The 15,000-nt window shown below is 59.0% G+C and carries 15 protein-coding genes and 2 pseudogenes; 5 read left to right on the top strand and 12 right to left on the bottom strand.

Annotated elements, in window-relative coordinates:
* Positions 1 to 84: 84 nt before the first annotated feature.
* Entirely contained in the window at positions 85 to 1,197 is a 1,113-nt protein-coding gene (locus tag PWP93_RS28240; RefSeq protein ID WP_421046939.1) for an AraC family transcriptional regulator, read from the top strand.
* A gap of 79 nt (positions 1,198 to 1,276) precedes the next feature.
* Here the strand turns inward: PWP93_RS28240 and PWP93_RS28235 are convergent, their stop codons facing one another.
* From PWP93_RS28235 to PWP93_RS28225, 3 genes are read right to left on the bottom strand one after another with little or no spacing between them, the layout of a single operon-like run.
* Positions 1,277 to 1,438, bottom strand: a complete 162-nt coding sequence (locus PWP93_RS28235) for a hypothetical protein (RefSeq protein ID WP_421046938.1) — start codon at positions 1,436 to 1,438, stop codon at positions 1,277 to 1,279.
* Positions 1,431 to 1,748: a hypothetical protein gene (locus PWP93_RS28230; protein WP_421046937.1), complete on the bottom strand. Its 318-nt coding sequence runs from the start codon at positions 1,746 to 1,748 to the stop codon at positions 1,431 to 1,433. The genes PWP93_RS28235 and PWP93_RS28230 overlap by 8 nt, the downstream gene beginning before the upstream one ends.
* On the bottom strand, positions 1,741 to 2,199 hold the full coding sequence (locus PWP93_RS28225) for a hypothetical protein (protein WP_421046936.1): 459 nt from the start codon (positions 2,197 to 2,199) through the stop codon (positions 1,741 to 1,743). The genes PWP93_RS28230 and PWP93_RS28225 overlap by 8 nt, the downstream gene beginning before the upstream one ends.
* Before the next feature lie 376 nt (positions 2,200 to 2,575).
* Between PWP93_RS28225 and PWP93_RS28220 the strand changes: the two genes are divergently transcribed.
* From PWP93_RS28220 to PWP93_RS28210, 3 genes are all read left to right on the top strand, one after another.
* The gene (locus tag PWP93_RS28220) at positions 2,576 to 3,112 is read left to right on the top strand and encodes a winged helix-turn-helix transcriptional regulator (RefSeq protein WP_421046935.1); all 537 of its coding nucleotides are present in this window, start codon (positions 2,576 to 2,578) and stop codon (positions 3,110 to 3,112) included.
* A gap of 111 nt (positions 3,113 to 3,223) precedes the next feature.
* The gene (locus PWP93_RS28215; RefSeq protein WP_421046934.1) at positions 3,224 to 3,457 is read left to right on the top strand and encodes an ECs_2282 family putative zinc-binding protein; all 234 of its coding nucleotides are present in this window, start codon (positions 3,224 to 3,226) and stop codon (positions 3,455 to 3,457) included.
* A 31-nt stretch (positions 3,458 to 3,488) separates the two neighbouring features.
* Positions 3,489 to 3,737 (top strand): helix-turn-helix transcriptional regulator, encoded by a 249-nt coding sequence (locus PWP93_RS28210; protein WP_421046933.1) that lies wholly within the window; start codon positions 3,489 to 3,491, stop codon positions 3,735 to 3,737.
* A 151-nt stretch (positions 3,738 to 3,888) separates the two neighbouring features.
* Here PWP93_RS28210 and PWP93_RS28205 read toward each other — a convergent pair whose 3' ends face one another.
* The 5 genes from PWP93_RS28205 to PWP93_RS28185 form a co-directional block, all read right to left on the bottom strand.
* Positions 3,889 to 4,320, bottom strand: a complete 432-nt coding sequence (locus PWP93_RS28205) for a helix-turn-helix domain-containing protein (protein ID WP_421046932.1) — start codon at positions 4,318 to 4,320, stop codon at positions 3,889 to 3,891.
* Positions 4,308 to 4,589 (bottom strand): type II toxin-antitoxin system HigB family toxin, encoded by a 282-nt coding sequence (locus tag PWP93_RS28200; protein ID WP_421046931.1) that lies wholly within the window; start codon positions 4,587 to 4,589, stop codon positions 4,308 to 4,310. Before PWP93_RS28200 ends, PWP93_RS28205 begins: the two co-directional genes overlap by 13 nt.
* A 123-nt stretch (positions 4,590 to 4,712) precedes the next feature.
* The gene (locus tag PWP93_RS28195; RefSeq protein WP_421046930.1) at positions 4,713 to 5,402 is read right to left on the bottom strand and encodes an Ltp family lipoprotein; all 690 of its coding nucleotides are present in this window, start codon (positions 5,400 to 5,402) and stop codon (positions 4,713 to 4,715) included.
* A gap of 172 nt (positions 5,403 to 5,574) precedes the next feature.
* On the bottom strand, positions 5,575 to 6,747 hold the full coding sequence (locus PWP93_RS28190) for a tyrosine-type recombinase/integrase (protein ID WP_421046929.1): 1,173 nt from the start codon (positions 6,745 to 6,747) through the stop codon (positions 5,575 to 5,577).
* A gap of 848 nt (positions 6,748 to 7,595) precedes the next feature.
* Positions 7,596 to 8,012 (bottom strand): DUF4148 domain-containing protein, encoded by a 417-nt coding sequence (locus tag PWP93_RS28185; protein ID WP_421046928.1) that lies wholly within the window; start codon positions 8,010 to 8,012, stop codon positions 7,596 to 7,598.
* 714 nt (positions 8,013 to 8,726) lie between these two features.
* Here PWP93_RS28185 and PWP93_RS28180 point away from each other — a divergent pair.
* Positions 8,727 to 8,942, top strand: a pseudogene (locus PWP93_RS28180) (DDE-type integrase/transposase/recombinase); the annotation flags it as partial.
* A 57-nt stretch (positions 8,943 to 8,999) separates the two neighbouring features.
* Here the strand turns inward: PWP93_RS28180 and PWP93_RS28175 are convergent.
* The 4 genes and pseudogenes from PWP93_RS28175 to PWP93_RS28160 all read right to left on the bottom strand — a co-directional run.
* Positions 9,000 to 9,242: pseudogene (locus PWP93_RS28175) on the bottom strand (amidohydrolase); the annotation flags it as partial.
* Between the two features lie 261 nt (positions 9,243 to 9,503).
* The gene (locus PWP93_RS28170; protein ID WP_421046927.1) at positions 9,504 to 10,724 is read right to left on the bottom strand and encodes an MFS transporter; all 1,221 of its coding nucleotides are present in this window, start codon (positions 10,722 to 10,724) and stop codon (positions 9,504 to 9,506) included.
* A gap of 554 nt (positions 10,725 to 11,278) precedes the next feature.
* Positions 11,279 to 12,457, bottom strand: coding sequence for an acetyl-CoA C-acyltransferase (locus tag PWP93_RS28165; RefSeq protein ID WP_421046926.1), 1,179 nt, complete (start codon positions 12,455 to 12,457; stop codon positions 11,279 to 11,281).
* A gap of 13 nt (positions 12,458 to 12,470) precedes the next feature.
* Positions 12,471 to 14,567 carry a 3-hydroxyacyl-CoA dehydrogenase NAD-binding domain-containing protein gene (locus tag PWP93_RS28160; RefSeq protein ID WP_421047019.1) on the bottom strand — a complete coding sequence of 699 codons (2,097 nt, stop codon included), beginning with the start codon at positions 14,565 to 14,567 and terminating at the stop codon, positions 12,471 to 12,473.
* Positions 14,568 to 15,000: the final 433 nt, after the last annotated feature.

The following is a 15,000-nucleotide window of genomic DNA, read 5'->3' as shown; positions in this document are numbered from 1 at the left end:
GAGGTGCCTGTATGGTCCGGCGGTGCCGCGGCCGTTCAGGGATGAACCGATTCTAGGCACCCGCTTTTTTCGAGGCTTGACTTTATGGGCCAATTTCTTACCATAATGGGACATCTCGGGAAGTCCCTAATGCTGAAACTTGTTCGTAGTGCGAGCCTGACCCACTACGCTGAAATTGCGCGTGCCTCGGGGCTCGACCCCTGGCGCATGCTCGCCGAAGTCGGGCTGCCACCGGAAAGCCTCCGCGAGGTCGACCTCAGAATCCCGGCGGAAAAGGTCGCGCTACTGCTCGAACTGTCGGCCCAGCGCAGCGAAGTCGAGACATTCGGCCTGCGCATGGCCGAGTCGCGCCGCGCGTCGAATCTCGGCCCGCTGGCGCTCGCGGTGCGCGATGAGCCGACGTTGCGCCACGCCCTGAATGCGGCGGCGCGTTACAGCCACCTGCAGAACGAGGCACTTTTCATCAGCGTCGAGGAAGAGGCGAATGTGGCGATCATTCGCGAAGAATTGTTGGCGGGCCAGGGGGTGCCGGTTCGCCAGGCGGCCGAGCTTGCGCTTGCGGTCATGTTCCGGTTGCTGCGCTTTTTCCTTGGCGAGGAGTGGCGGCCGAAAACAGTCTGCTTCACGCATGGGCCACCCGCCGACCGCACCGTGCATACGCGTGTGTTCGGGCCGAATGTCGAGTTCGGTCACGCGTTCACGGGCATCGTATGCGACGTCAGCGACCTCAGGCTGCCGCTACCGTCTGCGGATCCCGTCATGGGGAAATACGTACGGCAATACCTGGGCAACGCAGACGAAAGCGCCGACGTCCCGCTGTCCGATGAAGTGCGCAAACTCGTTTTCCTGCTGCTGCCATCGGGTCGAAGCTCAAACGAAACCGTTGCGCAGCAGCTGGGCATGAGCCGTCGCACGATGCATCGTCATCTGGCAGATGAAGGCATGACGTTTTCCTCGATACTCGAGGCGGTACGGGGCGAACTGGCGCTTCGCTATCTGGAGCGGCGCGAGCGTCCGTTTGCGGAGGTCTCGGGCCTGCTTGGATTTTCCGAACCCAGTGCATTTACACGGTGGTTCAGATCGCGGTACGGGTGCAGTCCCAGTCAGTTCGAGGCTTCAGTGCAAAGTCCGGTTGCGAAGCGACGGAAAGGACGGACCACTCCCGTAGAGGCGACGCGCGGCAAGGTCAGTAGGTGATGTTGATTTGCACGGAATCCTGACCCACGGGGGATGCGGCCATTTTCTTGGACTGGGCTACGTCGTTAATCTCAAGCTTTCACGGTACTCGATGGGGCAGAGCGCCCATTTCATCATCCGGAAGCGCCTCGGCCATAAACGCCAGAACGTTGTGCACCCTCCAGGCCAGGCTGCACTGCTCAATGAGCATGCCTTCAAGGCGATCATGAATCTCGGCCGATTGTTCGTGGCTCTCATGCATGATGGCCACCCTGCGTGCGCTTGTAATCTTCGAAACGCTCTGCGACTTCGCGCATCTCGTTTGTACGCTCGAAGATGTAATCGTTGAGGCAGTAAATCGCATCAGCGAAGTCATCGTGCACCCCAGCCCCGAGGGAACGTCCTCCAGTCGCATCGGGTTCGCTGAGGCTGTTATGGAGCATTCGGGCAAGCGTACGGGCCGCGATGGACGCCCGCGTAATGTCCGCGATGAACGCTGATTTAACAGTCGAGTGTTCGTGCTCGTCGCGCGACGTCCAGCCGTCAGCAGTCAGGTAGTGGCGCTCACGCATGATCAGCCTCCCGAGGCGCGATCTCGTTGATTTCGCGTGCTCGGCGATCCTCCGCCCGGGCAGCTTCGCGGAACGCTGTGAGGACTCGATTTTCGCGTTCGCGATCGAGATCGTCGACGAAGTTACAGCCGACGTCTTCTGCTGTCGAATTAACGAAATTCATCAAATCGCTGACGAGGTATTTCATCAAGCCGAGCGAGTCGCGGATAACGAGCGGATGCCGCCAATACGCTGGCGTTTCCATCGCGCGGAGCATCGACGTGATCATCGCGTTGATCTGGCCAAGCTGGGTCTGGCACATCGAATCGATGCCGTTGATCACGTCGCGGATTTTGCGCGGGACGAGAGCCAGATTTTGGAGGTCATCGACCGGCGTGACATTGGATGGTGATTCGCCGCAAACAGGCGTCTGCGAAATTTGCTCAGGACGAGCGGATGCATTGGGGGTCATGACTTGGACTCCTACGTTTTGTAGAAGCCTGCACACTCCGTTTCCAGGCGAGGGTGGGCAGGCACATGGCGGGGCTGGAAAACCGGAACGTAGGAACCGGCAGGCGCGAGCGCCTCCCCACCATGGCCCACCCATAAACTGGGTACGCGCATGATACTACGGACGAAAAAATACCGCCTTTTGGCGGTTCGTCCGCCTACGCTATCCCGGGTTTCCAGGCCCGGTCGCTGTTGTCTCAGCGACGATTAAATCCTAGTCCGCCAACATATCGCCGTCAAGCGCCAATTTGTAAACGCCCGTCATCTTTGGGAGACGACTATCCTTGCGAGCGTCGGGCTCGCAGCTCGGCGTTTCTAACAATACTGGAGTTTGTGTAATGAACACGAAGCAACTGCAAACCAAGCGTGGCGCACTAATCGAACTCATCCGCCAGAACCCGGGTATCACATCGAGTGAACTCGCAGAGCGCATGGGAACGGATACCAGCAAGGTGACTACGTCTCTCTGGAACTACGTGCGCGCGGGAAAAATCATGACCGAGCGCGTCGAGCGTGACAGTCGCTACGTGAACGCGCACTACATGGCTGACCAGGCGCCACCGGATGCCGTCGAGAGGATCAACCAAAGGATCATCGACGCAAATGAAGTGATCCCCTCTGGTCGGTCACACGGTACGCGCAACAGTGTTTTCGATGTGCCGCAGCCTTTGGCCGCAAAGAGATCAACGGCGTCCGGCTCGTCGAAAGGAGTTGGTGCCAGTGACGACTTCGCCTGCGCGATCACGAACAACGGCAGCCTCGTTTTGATGCGTGGGGGCGAGATCCAGTTTTCGCTGACAGAGCGCGAAGCTGCGACACTGCAGGCCTATCTTGTGAAACGCGCTGCAGCAAGTTTCTTCGCAAACATGACGTAGCCGCTTTGGCGCCGGGCGAACGGGGCGCCGGCTTGTCTACGTTCCAAGCACCGAATCGACCGCATTTCATGTTAATTTATTGCTCCCGCAACCACACGAAACGCGCACCCTATGACAACTCATAACATCGGCTCAGTGAACATCAGATGTCCCGAATGCGGCGGCGATCAGTTCATCAAGGAGGGGGCAGACGGCAATGTGCCGCCAGATGCGCTTGCTGGAGCCACCTGTGCCGCCTGTGGCCGAGTTGTCAGTCGTGGCGAGATCGACGCTCAGGTTTCGCAGATTGGAGAGACGTTCGCGAATCTCGTTGGTGACGCTATCCGAAAGGCCCTGAAGAACTGACTTGGGCTGCCTTGCGCGACTTGGAAAGCAAATGACGAAAGACTCGAGCCCGGTCGTCACGATGAAGCCCCTCTTCCTTGATCTGCCAACCGTTGCTGCCGCAGTCTCGTTGTCGGAGTCGGTTGTGAAGAAGCTGGTACGTGAGAAGGCGTTTCCGGCGTCGCGATTGTTGTCGCCGCGACGGATTGCGTGGCTGGTGTGTGAGGTTGAGGAATGGTGCGAAGCCCGACCAGTAGCTGATATTCTGCCGCCACCAGGAGGTCACCATGACGCCAGATGACGTGCTGACGCGGAGGCGCTACTGGTGGTTGGGGCGCTACGGGTGCGGCTGGAGTACCCGGATGTGTTCCGGGTGGCGCGGGAATGAAAAAGCCCGCGCGTGGCGGGCTTGGGGGGGCTGCGGCAGACTAAGACGGCTTTCGCCGCGGACTCTATGCTGGCAGGAATACCACGGGGCTCACGTTGAATCGGCGCCCAAGCGCCGTGATCTGGCGCACATTCAATTCTCGTTTCCCATTGAGGATCTCCGAAACAACGCCCTGACTCCCAATCTCCGGAAGGTCGGCCTGGCGAACGTCATTCTCGATCATCAGGTATTTGAGGATATCGGCCGGCGACACGTCTGGCAGTTGATGGTGAGCCTCGTCATACTCGCCGATGAATTCGCCAAGCGTATCCGCAAGCGGGGCCAAACGGTGCCCTTCGTCGGCGGCACCAGCGTCAAGTAACGCATTTAGCGCACGCACAGCAAAGTCGTACTCGATATCCGAGTTGATCGGATGCAGCGGCACCTTTTGAGAGATGGCCTCAAAATGCGCGGCCAACTCCTCAATATCGCTCCGCGAAAAATTCAAGGTTTCCATCTGTTGTACTCCTTGTGCGTGAACACGTAGCGTACGTATAACTTCTGCACGTCGAAGTGCACCGCAGCGATCAGTCTGAACTTGTTGCCACCAATATCGAACACATAAAACTTCCCGACCTTATCCGTCGCATTGAAGGCCTTCTTCAGATCCGCAAAGCTGGCGTATGTTCCCGCCTCTACCGTCTTTCTCCAGAGCTGAAGCGGCACGCCCGCGTCAGGATGCTTGGCGGCGAATTCGATCAGAGCTTTGTTGGAGATGACTCGCATGTAACACACGATATCTCAAAGTGAGATGTGGTGCAAGCGGCAAATGTTGCCTGCCGCACATCAATCCGGCCGCCACTTCGACGGCTTGGCGAAGCGGCAGCCCCAAATTTCAGCCAGCCTAAATCAGCAGGCGCCCGCTTGCTTGGCTCCGTACGTTGCCTGAGGAACGGTGTAGCCTTCACCTGCACTCGATGAAAGCTGATGGATGAGGCCCTTGCAGGAGAACCCCTGGATGCTGAGATATTGTTTCGCTGATCGCTCGGCCTGTTCGTTCCAGTCAACGCTCAAGCTATCCACGGCCACGGTAGCATCAGCGACTTCGTACCCCTCCCCGGCATCGGATGAGAGTTGGTGAATAAGTCCCCTTCGCGAAAAGCCTTGCATGCTCAGATACTGTTTCGCCGATCTGACAGCGTTGCTCTGAGGCGCGGTCAACCCTGCCGCCAATGCTGGCGAGGAGACAACAGCAAGCGTCTCGGCAGGAGCCGCCGTTGCGGCTGCAGGGGCTTCCGATGTGCTTGCCTCCTGCTGTGCGACGGGTTCCGAAGTGCGACCGCTAGGGCCATTTCCGATAAAGTAGAAAATCACCGCGGTGAGAACTACTCCAGCGGCAAGGAGGTCTTTGCTGGACTTCTGGGACTGACTTGCGGCCTCCCCATTGGGTCTCATGAAAAACAGCACAATTGCAGCGAGGAGCGGGCTGATAATCAGTGAAATCACAAACCAGACAATCTTGCTCCTCCCCTTCCTTGACGCGTAAGCGGCTACGACGAAGTTGAGAGCGATGATCGCCAAGTAACCCCAGATGCTCATTGTTCACCTCTTTGTATTGTGATTCGAAGTCAGTCGCCCAATCCCGGTCTGCCACCCCTCAACTCCCGGCCGCCATCGCCGAACCAAACCGATAGATCAGCCTTTGACTGCAGCCGGGGAGCCTCGCGCGTCCATGGCACCCACATAAGCTGGCCCTATATAAATCCTATCATCAAAGCCGGGCCGCAATCTGCTCCGGCGTTTCGCGGTAGTAATGCTCCTGCAGCACCCGCAGATCTCTGTGGCCGCTGATCTTCGCGAGGGTCATGACGTCGACCTTCCGTGACAACCTCGTCAGCGCCTCGGCCCGGCTGTCGTGGAAATGCAGGTTCTCGATCTCGAGCGCCGCCTTGGCCTTCCTGAACAGCGCGTCGAGCGATGCCGATGTGCCGGTGAAGCAGTGCTCCCTGTCCGCCACCGGCTTCAGCAGACGCGCGCCGGCGCGGGGGATCGGCACTTCGCGAGGACGGCCTGTCACGTACTGCATCTTGTGCTTGATCGTGGCGACGCGCTTCTTGAGGTCTAGATTGGCCTTCCCGAGCGACAGCACTTCGCCGGCCCGCATCGCCGTGCGAAGTGCTACGAGAAACGCGAGCGCCACCTCCTGGCTCTTGGTCTGCGGTGCATGCCCCGTTCGATAGCCAAGCCAGCGCACGATCGGCCGAACTTCTTTCCATGGATCGACGCGGCGCGTACGTGCTGCAACTTCCGCCGGCAACCGCAGGCCTTTGAAGGGGTTGTGCTCCATCCAGTGCCATTCGTCGCGGGCGACAGAGAATACGTGCCGAATCAGGCTGATCTCTCGAGACACGGACGACGATTTTACCGGGCGCGCCTTCGTGCCATCCGGCCGGGTATAGCCTTCGAGGCGAGCGTCGCGCCATATCGCCAACTGCGGCGCGTTGAACTCGCCAATGGGCATGGATGCAAGTGCCGGAAAGTCCCGCAGGAATCGCTCAAGCCTGAGCAGCTCGGCACGGCCGCCCTCCTTTTTCGGAGATACCTTCCTGCCGTATTCCTCGAATGCGTCAGCGACGGTGCGTGGCTTTTCTCCCTCAGCCTCAAGATCACTCTCCTCTCGCTGCTTTTTCTTCTCTGCTGATGGGTCGAGGCCAGCGCGCAACTGGTCCTTCGCTGCATCGCGAGCTTTACGCGCAGCCAGAATGGAGATCGTGGGATAGACGCCAAGCGCCATCCGCTTCTCCTTGCCGTCGAAGCGATACTTCAGGCGCCAGTATTTAGAGCCGTTGGGCATGACCTCAAGGTACATGCCCTGGCCATCGGCCAATCTATAGGACTTCTCACGAGGCTTAGCCTTGCGAACAGCGACGTCAGTCAGGGGCATAATGGGAGGGGGGCATTGAGTTTCCCGGAATCGCCGAATATTGCCCCCAACGATGCCCCCGTTTTGGCGGCAGTCAATGGGAAGTATTGGGGAAGTGTGGCAATGCGCGTGCCGCAAAGCCTTGACTTATCAGGATCTTTGGTAGATCCTGGGAGGTCTTGGGAGATCTACTGGTGCTCAGAGCGGGACTCGAAAATATTCCTCAATCGCCCTGCTGTAGCCAGCCCATTACTTTTCGCTTGAGTGGATACCACCAAAGATACCACCGTATCGCAGCTCCGCCGCTTCTCCGGGTGACCTGACCAGGCGCCCGTCGCCAGCCCTGAGCAGGTATTCAGTCAGCCGCTAGCTCCATCCATCAAGAAAGCGGACGCCGCTCCCCCACCCAAAAATGATGGCAAATAAAATTATGCAAAATTGGCGTATCAGGTCGGCTGCCGACAAATCGACGTGGGTTAAAGCAAAGAAGGCTTCGCGGAACAACTATCACATCATTCGTTATCATCGAAGTAGTCGCGTGGCCTTGTCTGGCAGGACATCGAGCAAAAACCTACGCCAAAACCTACGCCGGATCTCTTCGCAACTCCTTGGACACCGATGTCGCATTCCGGCAACAGAGGATGGGGAATGCTTGATAGTTACCGGTGCAAGCACTGCACAGAATGCGTGCCGGGGAATTCTGCTCACTCGATTGTCAACACTCGACCCTCGCGCAGCTGTTCCGCCGGATTACACTGACATGATACCGTCGTCGATACCGAAGAATACTGCCCGCACTTACCATCTTTCCAGTGCCAACTTTGCCCAAAATCGGCAAACGTAATGCCCTCGCCCAGTTGCTCCTCAATTCAGTCTTTCAACTTGCCATTGACACTGTCTACGTTTGTCGCCGGAATTATTCCCTCCTTTTTCCAAACCTCCTCCAGGCGTAAAAAACGTTCGCGAGTACGCGCTCTCGTTGTTGCGCTGGGAGGATAGTCGACCCAGCGCAACGGAAGCATACCCTCCTCTCCCGCCTCCAGGATTTCGGCCTGGACCTGTGCCCGTGACTTGCATGATGTCTGGCCGACACTCGCAGCAAGGGATCCGGACGCGTTACCATTTTTAGGATCCACGCTCGTGTCGTCGTGGTCCCCACTTGACACCGGCAAAGAATATCGAATCCCCCGCTCGGGGAAGGGCGTACTCATGCCGCGTGCGTGTGCAGAAGTCATCATGGAGAACAGTAGTGCCACCAGAGTGGCATAGCGCAATGCGACATTCATATCGTACTCCTAATATATTAGGTTGATTTATATAAATTTCCAATTTTCAAGAAAAATCCTCTAAATTGCTTTCCGCTGTCTGATGGCTAAATCAGATCAGCGATCAGCCAAAACTGTCGGACCCGGTCTGCCACGATTCGCTTTGTTCCTTCGTAATATCTAGCAATCGTTTGCCTATTCTCGTTGCCTTGAGAAAAATGGTCGTACTTGAGTGCCATTGCGCCAATCTGGTAACAAGCATTCGCCCAATTGGGCCGAAAACGGCAAACTCATGCTCCACGACAACCATTTTCGCTCTTGATCCGACCAGCTCCGGCGTCGCGGAATCGCCAGCGAAGCTCCGCCCAAAAATATACGCCTACACGACCTAATAATAGAGCCACTATGACCTAATATCAAGAAGTATAGAGCTAGGGAAAACGTCAATCCCCGTAATGACGCTATCGGTACGGAACGCCCTCAGTGCCCCATGGCACTTCTATTCCATGGAAGTCGACAACGAGCCGGCGCCGGCTTCCCTTATGATCTTCACAGAGGATCAGGCCAAACACGGCGGTTCACGATGATGTCTTCTATCTACACCAAAGCGACCCATGAGTCAGTGCGTCGATGTAAGCGCCACGAGAGAATTGAATACGGTAAAACGGTACAAGGAAGCGTTCAAGGTAGCGAATCTGAAGATTCGTGCCAGGTGGGCTTAGCTGTACCTGGCTGGCGAGCGGCAAGGCTGGACAGACGGTTGACTTCGTGCCCATAACGAGGCGCGAAGTGGCCGCGGCCAATACCTTTTTCGGCAAGGCGATCAGGCATCGGGGCGAGTCCCCGGAGACCATCGAGCTCGGCGGCTAGGCTGCCTCGCACCGTTCGGTGCGCGAGATGACGGTCGATGGTTTGCTGCCTGAAGACGCGAAGGTCCAGTCTTCGAAATACTGAACAACCCAGGACCATCGCCACATCAAATGATGCACGGATAGACCTTTATCTACCGGGGAAATTGCTTTCGAACATGGAGCGGGCCGTGTGCCGAAGGCCTCGACGCAGGTATACATCCACGGCTTCCACGTCTGCGCCAATTCGACAGATGATGGCGGACCTTCACCCTTTTCGAAGTCGAAACCGTTAATGAGCATGGACACTGACTTTCACGTACACGTTGGCCAATTACGTTAGCTCCGGCATCAAGCGCGACCATACGGCGAACGCGGCCTCGCGTGAGAGCTTGAACATCGCTTCGGTCAGCGCCGTTTCGACAAAAGTCGGGCAAACGGTGTTGCCGCGTATGCCGGACGCCCCCAATTCCCATGCCAGCGCTTTTAGTCATCCCCGCGAGCGCATGCCTGGAGGCACAGTAGACCGTGGGGCGTGTGGTTCCCACATGCCCACTTGCGACGAAACGCTGATAAATGCCCCGCGCTGCCCCGATCTTGAATCGGCCGACCAGCCTTGAGCGCGACAGAACCGCCCGCGCTCATGACCGCTATCATCCGGGCTTCACGATTCCACCAGCACTCCGTCCTGGCAGACACGCGACGGCACAGCGAGCCACTCCGCAATCACCAGGCAAAGCCATGTGGCGATCACCAGTGCGGCGGATCCCGCGAACAGGACAGCCGGCGAGAACCGCGCAAGGACCAAGCCCGCAAAGGTAGTTCCGGCAGCGAGCCCTAGCGCCTGGACCGCCGGATACGCGACATAGACGCGGTGCGTGAAATCCAGACGCCGGATCACGCCGAGGTAATAGGTATAGATCAGCGTAGCAAAGCACCCGTGGATCACGAAAGCCATGCCGAACAGGATGGTCGAACCGCTCATCATGCCGACATAGCACGCCATGACAACCACGCTCGCGCCACCGATCACGACCACGCTCTTCAATCGCTCGCCCAAGAACGACGGCAGCAGAGTCCCCATCAGGGAGCTCACCAGACACCCAGCGACGATGAATCCCACGGCCTGGGTGGATACGCCGACTGTGGTAGCGATAGCGTCTACGAAGTTGTAAATTCCGCCCATAAAAACGCCCGTGAAAATCGCTGCCGCCAGCGTGGCGAGTATTGGTGACGCGAGCGTCGTGCGACGGCGAATCGCATGCTCGGACTGCACGGGCGCAGCGGCCGCCGCTTCCGGCGAGTTGCCCGGGTGCGCCCAAACGTTGGAGATCATCGACGCCAGCGGCAAGCCCAGCGCGAATATCGCGGCAATCGCCGCCAATACGCCCCGGTCGCCGAACTTGGGAACGAGAAGCGGCAGCGCGAACGAGGCTACGGCCGCTATTGCGGCCGACGCGAACAGTGCGAGACTATAGGCTCTGAGCGGGTTCTTTGTGCAACCCAGCGCCGTAAATGCCGGCGTTGCAACGAATCCGTTGGCCACCCCAATCCCGAACCACCAGTACACTTGACTTGATGGGGCGGACAAGAATGCCGCCGCCAATAGTCCCGCTGCCGCCACGAGAAGCGCGACGATACTCACCCATCGCGGATTCCAGCGGTATACCCAGAATGGACCGGCCGCTGACGCCATACCCGATCCCAACACGAAAGCAGTGCCGATTGCTCCAAGTTGTTCATCGCTCAGCCCCAGACTTTCGTGCAATGCCTGAAACACGACAGGCAAAACATTGATGATCAGGCTACCCACCGAATAGATCAGGCCGGCGGCAATAAATGTAGCGCGACCGGACTGCTGCGCCCGAAGCGAATGCGTAGTCACACAAACTCCTCAACAATACATTGTGTATTTCGTTACCTGTCGCCCAGATCTTCTGGGCTGCCACATGCCGGCTGCTTTCCCATACGAGCATCCGGGCGCCGGGCGTCGAACCGCAACGTACCGTTCTCGCTTTATGGTGCTCAACCGCCTTTTACGATGATCACGCCGGCGCGCCCCACCACGCATCCTGCCTGATGAGGCAGACGTGCCAATCTTCAATTGACAAATCAGCATTGCTGACTATTAATCATTGGTAAAGCACGTTCGGGTACCGCATCCACGCCCTCTATCGACCGATCGAGCGGATGAGGCAATACCGTAGCGCCACCGCTCGATTGCGAACTCGCGGGAATGCGGTCGACCCGTCGGTGATCGCTGACCATGACGGTCGCCACGATTCCCCATGCGCGAGTTCGTCTGCCTTACGCACCCACAAGCACGACCTCGCATCTCGGCCGAGTGCTTCGGCCATCAGCGAGCCAGGGCCGGTAACGAGCGCGACACGCCCTTCGAGTCGAAATATCCCCACCACGAACGCTGAACGGCCCTCGCGATCAGCAGACTTCGAACAAGCCGGCCGCACCTTGGCCCCCCCCGATACACATGGTGACTACAACGTACTTGACGCCGCGCCGCTTACCCTCGATCAGCGCATGTCCAACAAGGCGCGAGCCGCTGACGCCATATGGGTGCCCGACTGCGATGGCACCGCCGTTCACGTTCAGCGCATCGTCCGGAATGCCGAGCCTGTCGCGGCAATACAGCACTTGTACCGCGAAGGCCTCGTTCAACTCCCAAAGGCCGACGTCGGCAATCTTTACGCCCGCCCGCTCGAGCAGGCGCGGAACGGCGAACACCGGACCAATCCCCATTTCGTCAGGCTCGCAGCCGGCAATCGCGAAACCACGAAAGATGCCCAGAGGCTCCAAGCCTCGCTGCTCCGCAAGCTTGCCGTTCATCACGACACATGCCGACGCGCCATCGGAGAACTGGCTCGCGTTGCCAGCGCTGACCACGCCGCCCGGCAACGCCGGGCGAATTTTTGACACCGCTTCGAATGTCGTGTCCGGTCGGATGCCTTCATCGGACACGATCGTCACTTCCCGGGTCGCGATCCGTCCGGTCGCTTTATCGACCACGCCCATGGTCGTCGTCATGGGCACGATTTCGTCGCCGAACCTGCCTGCTGCCTGCGCCGCTGCGGCGCGCAGCTGGCTGCGCGCCCCATATTCGTCCTGGGCATCCTTCGAGATCGAATAGCGTTTCGCGACAGTCTCCGCGGTCTGCAACATATTCCAGTACAGCTCGGGCTTATGTTCGACGAGCCACGGATCGAGCATCATGTGCTTGTTCGATTCGTTCTGCACGCATGAAATGCTTTCGACGCCGCCGGCGACGATAGCCGGCGCACCTTCGAGTATTACGCGCTGCGCCGCCATGGCGATGGTCTGAAGACCCGAAGAACAGAAGCGATTCACGGTCACGCCCCCAGTCGTCACCGGCAGTCCAGCACGCAGAGCGATCGCACGCGCGATGTTGCCACCCGTCGTGCCCTCGCCGAACGTCCCGCCCATGATCACGTCTTCGATTTCGGCGGGATCGATACCTGCCCGCGCCACGGCGTGCTGCACCGCATGTGCGCCGAGCGTCGCGCCATAAGTCATGTTGAACGCGCCCTTCCAGCTCTTTGCGAGACCGGTGCGCGCCGTGGATACGATCACTGCTTCAGTCATATCGAAATTCCTGTCAATTAAAAGAACGACCCGCTTCGACGAGCTTCACGAGCAGCGGCGCCGGCTCCCACCAGGATTGCGCGCCCGGCTCGGCGGCGAAGCGCTTCAGCGCGCGCACGACGTTCGCCAGTCCCACGGTATCCGCGTATAGCATCGGGCCGCCGCGATGGCGCGGAAAACCATAACCGGAGAGGTAAACAACGTCGATATCGGAGGCCCGGGCGGCAATACCTTCCTCGAGAATGCGCGCGCCTTCGTTGACGAGCGCATAGATACAGCGCTCGATCACCTCCTGATCGGAAATCTTGCGCGCTGCGATACCTCTCGCGCCGCGGAATTGCTCGATAATCGCGTCCACCGAAGGGTCCGGAATAGCATCGCGCTTGCCAGCCTCGTAGCGATACCAGCCAGAGCCCGTCTTCTGTCCGAGGCGTCCTGCCTCGCACAGCACATCGGCCACGATGCGCTCCTGTGATGCCGGATCCACAGCCGCCTTGCGCTTGCGCGCGGCCGTACTGATGTCGAGACCGGCCAAATCGCTCATGCGGAACGGCCCCATCGCAAGACCAAAACGCTGCAGCGCGCCGTCAATCTGCTGAGGCGAAGCACCCTGCATCATCAGCAAATTCGACGCTTCGGCGTAGCGCGCGATCATCCGGTTGCCGATAAAGCCTTCGCATACCCCCGCCACCACCGCGGTCTTGCGAATCCGCTTTGAGAGATGCATGCAGGTGGCCAGCACATCGGGGGCAGTCTCCGTACCGCGCACGATTTCGAGCAGCCGCATCACATTTGCCGGACTGAAAAAATGCAGGCCGATCACGTCCTGAGGGCGCTTCGTGAAGGAGGCGATCTCGTTGAGATCGAGGGCCGACGTGTTCGACGCCAAAATAGCGCCGGACTTGAGCGTTTCGTCGAGACGGCCGAAAACTGCACGCTTGACGTTCATCTCCTCAAACACCGCTTCGATCACCAGATCGACGTCTGCCAGGCAGGCATAGTCGAGCGTCGGTTCGATTAGTGAAAGACGCTCGTCGAATTGCGTCTGCGACAGCTTTCCCTTCTTCATTGACGCGGCATAATTGCCGCGAATGATTTCGATGCCACGATCCAGCGCTTCCTGCCTCGTTTCGAGCAGCACGACCGGAACACCGGCATCAACAAACGCCATCGTGATGCCACCGCCCATGGTCCCCGCGCCGATGACCCCTACGCGCCGAATATCCCGCAGCGGGGTATCGGCAGGTACGTCCTGCAACTTCGACGCGGCCCGTTCGGCCGCGAAGATGTGACGCAGCGCGTTCGATTCCGGCGTGGCCATCAATCCCATGAAAATTTCGCGCTCAAGCCGCAAGCCTTCGTCGAATCGCTTGCCCACCGCGTGCGCCACGGCTTCGACACACTGCGTGGGCGCCGGAAACGAACGTGATGCGGCCGCCACGGCCGTTCGTGCGAACTGCAAAAGCGGCTCCGCCCGCGGAGCGTCGATCTTGATGTCGCGCGCGCGCTTCGGCACCAACTGGCCCTTGACAACCTCGCAAGCAAACGCAACGGCCGCGTCGAGCACACTACCGTCCACCACTTCGTCGAGCAGCGCGGTGCCCGCGAACTGCCTGGCTCGCTCGGGTTCGCCCGAAACGATCATATTCAGTGCACGTTCGATGCCGAGGAGGCGTGGCGCCCGCTGTGTGCCGCCCGCACCCGGCAGCAAGCCAAGCTTAACCTCAGGCAAGCCCAGCGAGGCGTCGCTCCGGGCGACACGGAAATGGCACCCCATTGCCAGCTCGAGACCGCCTCCGAGACAGGCCCCGGCAATCGCAGCGACAATCGGCTTGCCGGACGCTTCGATCACCTCGATCACATCATGCAGCGTGGGCGCGGACGCCTGCTTCTGCGCGTCGAATTCACGGATATCCGCCCCGGCGCTGAAAATCTTTTCCCCGCCCGTCAGCACTATCGCGCTTATTTGCGGGTCTGCGAGCGCCTGGTCGATCAGTGCGACGATCGCGCTTCTTAACCCGTGCCCCAGGCTGTTGACTGGGGGATGGCTCATCGTAATAACGGCAATGGGACCGAGTTGCTCGTACTCGGCTACTCTATTCTCTGACATGAAAACCTCATCCAAAAGCTTGAGATCTGATCCCGTATTGCGCGCGCGGCTGTCGGCCAACGCCGCCATGCCGGCCGAACGCAATCAGGTTCAGCAACAAAAGCGAACCTTTGCCATACAGGCTGACGGCGCTAATCCGGCTCGCCACGAATTGTCACAACATACGTTTCGGTAATCTTTAGAAGGCGGAGCCAAGTCCTGGCAATCAATCTGATCAAGAGGACAGCGGCCTCGCGGGACATTCCGGCGCCTGAAGTTTGGGAACGGAACGGACCGACGCAAGCAATGAGCGGGCTAACCAATGCCGATCGAGCGCCTGGGCGACGAGTACGTCGTCAATGGCCGAAAGTGGTGATCGTCCAGAGCCTGCGATCTGCGCCATGCATCATGGGTCCGCGTCATGGAACTGTGGTGTATATCCTGAAACCTATGT

It is taken from the genome of Paraburkholderia sp. A1RI-2L (genome assembly GCF_048957375.1).
Classification (GTDB): Bacteria; Pseudomonadota; Gammaproteobacteria; order Burkholderiales; family Burkholderiaceae; genus Paraburkholderia.
Note: the sequence above shows the minus strand (reverse complement) of the source record. Positions and strands in the feature narration are given on the sequence as shown.

What these genes read in the sequence shown, in the direction of transcription:
- PWP93_RS28240 (WP_421046939.1), top strand. Translation starts at nt 85, where the DNA reads ATGGGCCAATTTCTTACCATAATGGGACATCTCGGGAAGTCCCTAATG.
- PWP93_RS28235 (WP_421046938.1), bottom strand. Translation starts at nt 1,438, where the DNA reads ATGCATGAGAGCCACGAACAATCGGCCGAGATTCATGATCGCCTTGAA.
- PWP93_RS28230 (WP_421046937.1), bottom strand. Translation starts at nt 1,748, where the DNA reads ATGCGTGAGCGCCACTACCTGACTGCTGACGGCTGGACGTCGCGCGAC.
- PWP93_RS28225 (WP_421046936.1), bottom strand. Translation starts at nt 2,199, where the DNA reads ATGACCCCCAATGCATCCGCTCGTCCTGAGCAAATTTCGCAGACGCCT.
- PWP93_RS28220 (WP_421046935.1), top strand. Translation starts at nt 2,576, where the DNA reads ATGAACACGAAGCAACTGCAAACCAAGCGTGGCGCACTAATCGAACTC.
- PWP93_RS28215 (WP_421046934.1), top strand. Translation starts at nt 3,224, where the DNA reads ATGACAACTCATAACATCGGCTCAGTGAACATCAGATGTCCCGAATGC.
- PWP93_RS28210 (WP_421046933.1), top strand. Translation starts at nt 3,489, where the DNA reads ATGACGAAAGACTCGAGCCCGGTCGTCACGATGAAGCCCCTCTTCCTT.
- PWP93_RS28205 (WP_421046932.1), bottom strand. Translation starts at nt 4,320, where the DNA reads ATGGAAACCTTGAATTTTTCGCGGAGCGATATTGAGGAGTTGGCCGCG.
- PWP93_RS28200 (WP_421046931.1), bottom strand. Translation starts at nt 4,589, where the DNA reads ATGCGAGTCATCTCCAACAAAGCTCTGATCGAATTCGCCGCCAAGCAT.
- PWP93_RS28195 (WP_421046930.1), bottom strand. Translation starts at nt 5,402, where the DNA reads ATGAGCATCTGGGGTTACTTGGCGATCATCGCTCTCAACTTCGTCGTA.
- PWP93_RS28190 (WP_421046929.1), bottom strand. Translation starts at nt 6,747, where the DNA reads ATGCCCCTGACTGACGTCGCTGTTCGCAAGGCTAAGCCTCGTGAGAAG.
- PWP93_RS28185 (WP_421046928.1), bottom strand. Translation starts at nt 8,012, where the DNA reads ATGAATGTCGCATTGCGCTATGCCACTCTGGTGGCACTACTGTTCTCC.
- PWP93_RS28165 (WP_421046926.1), bottom strand. Translation starts at nt 12,457, where the DNA reads ATGACTGAAGCAGTGATCGTATCCACGGCGCGCACCGGTCTCGCAAAG.
- PWP93_RS28160 (WP_421047019.1), bottom strand. Translation starts at nt 14,567, where the DNA reads ATGTCAGAGAATAGAGTAGCCGAGTACGAGCAACTCGGTCCCATTGCC.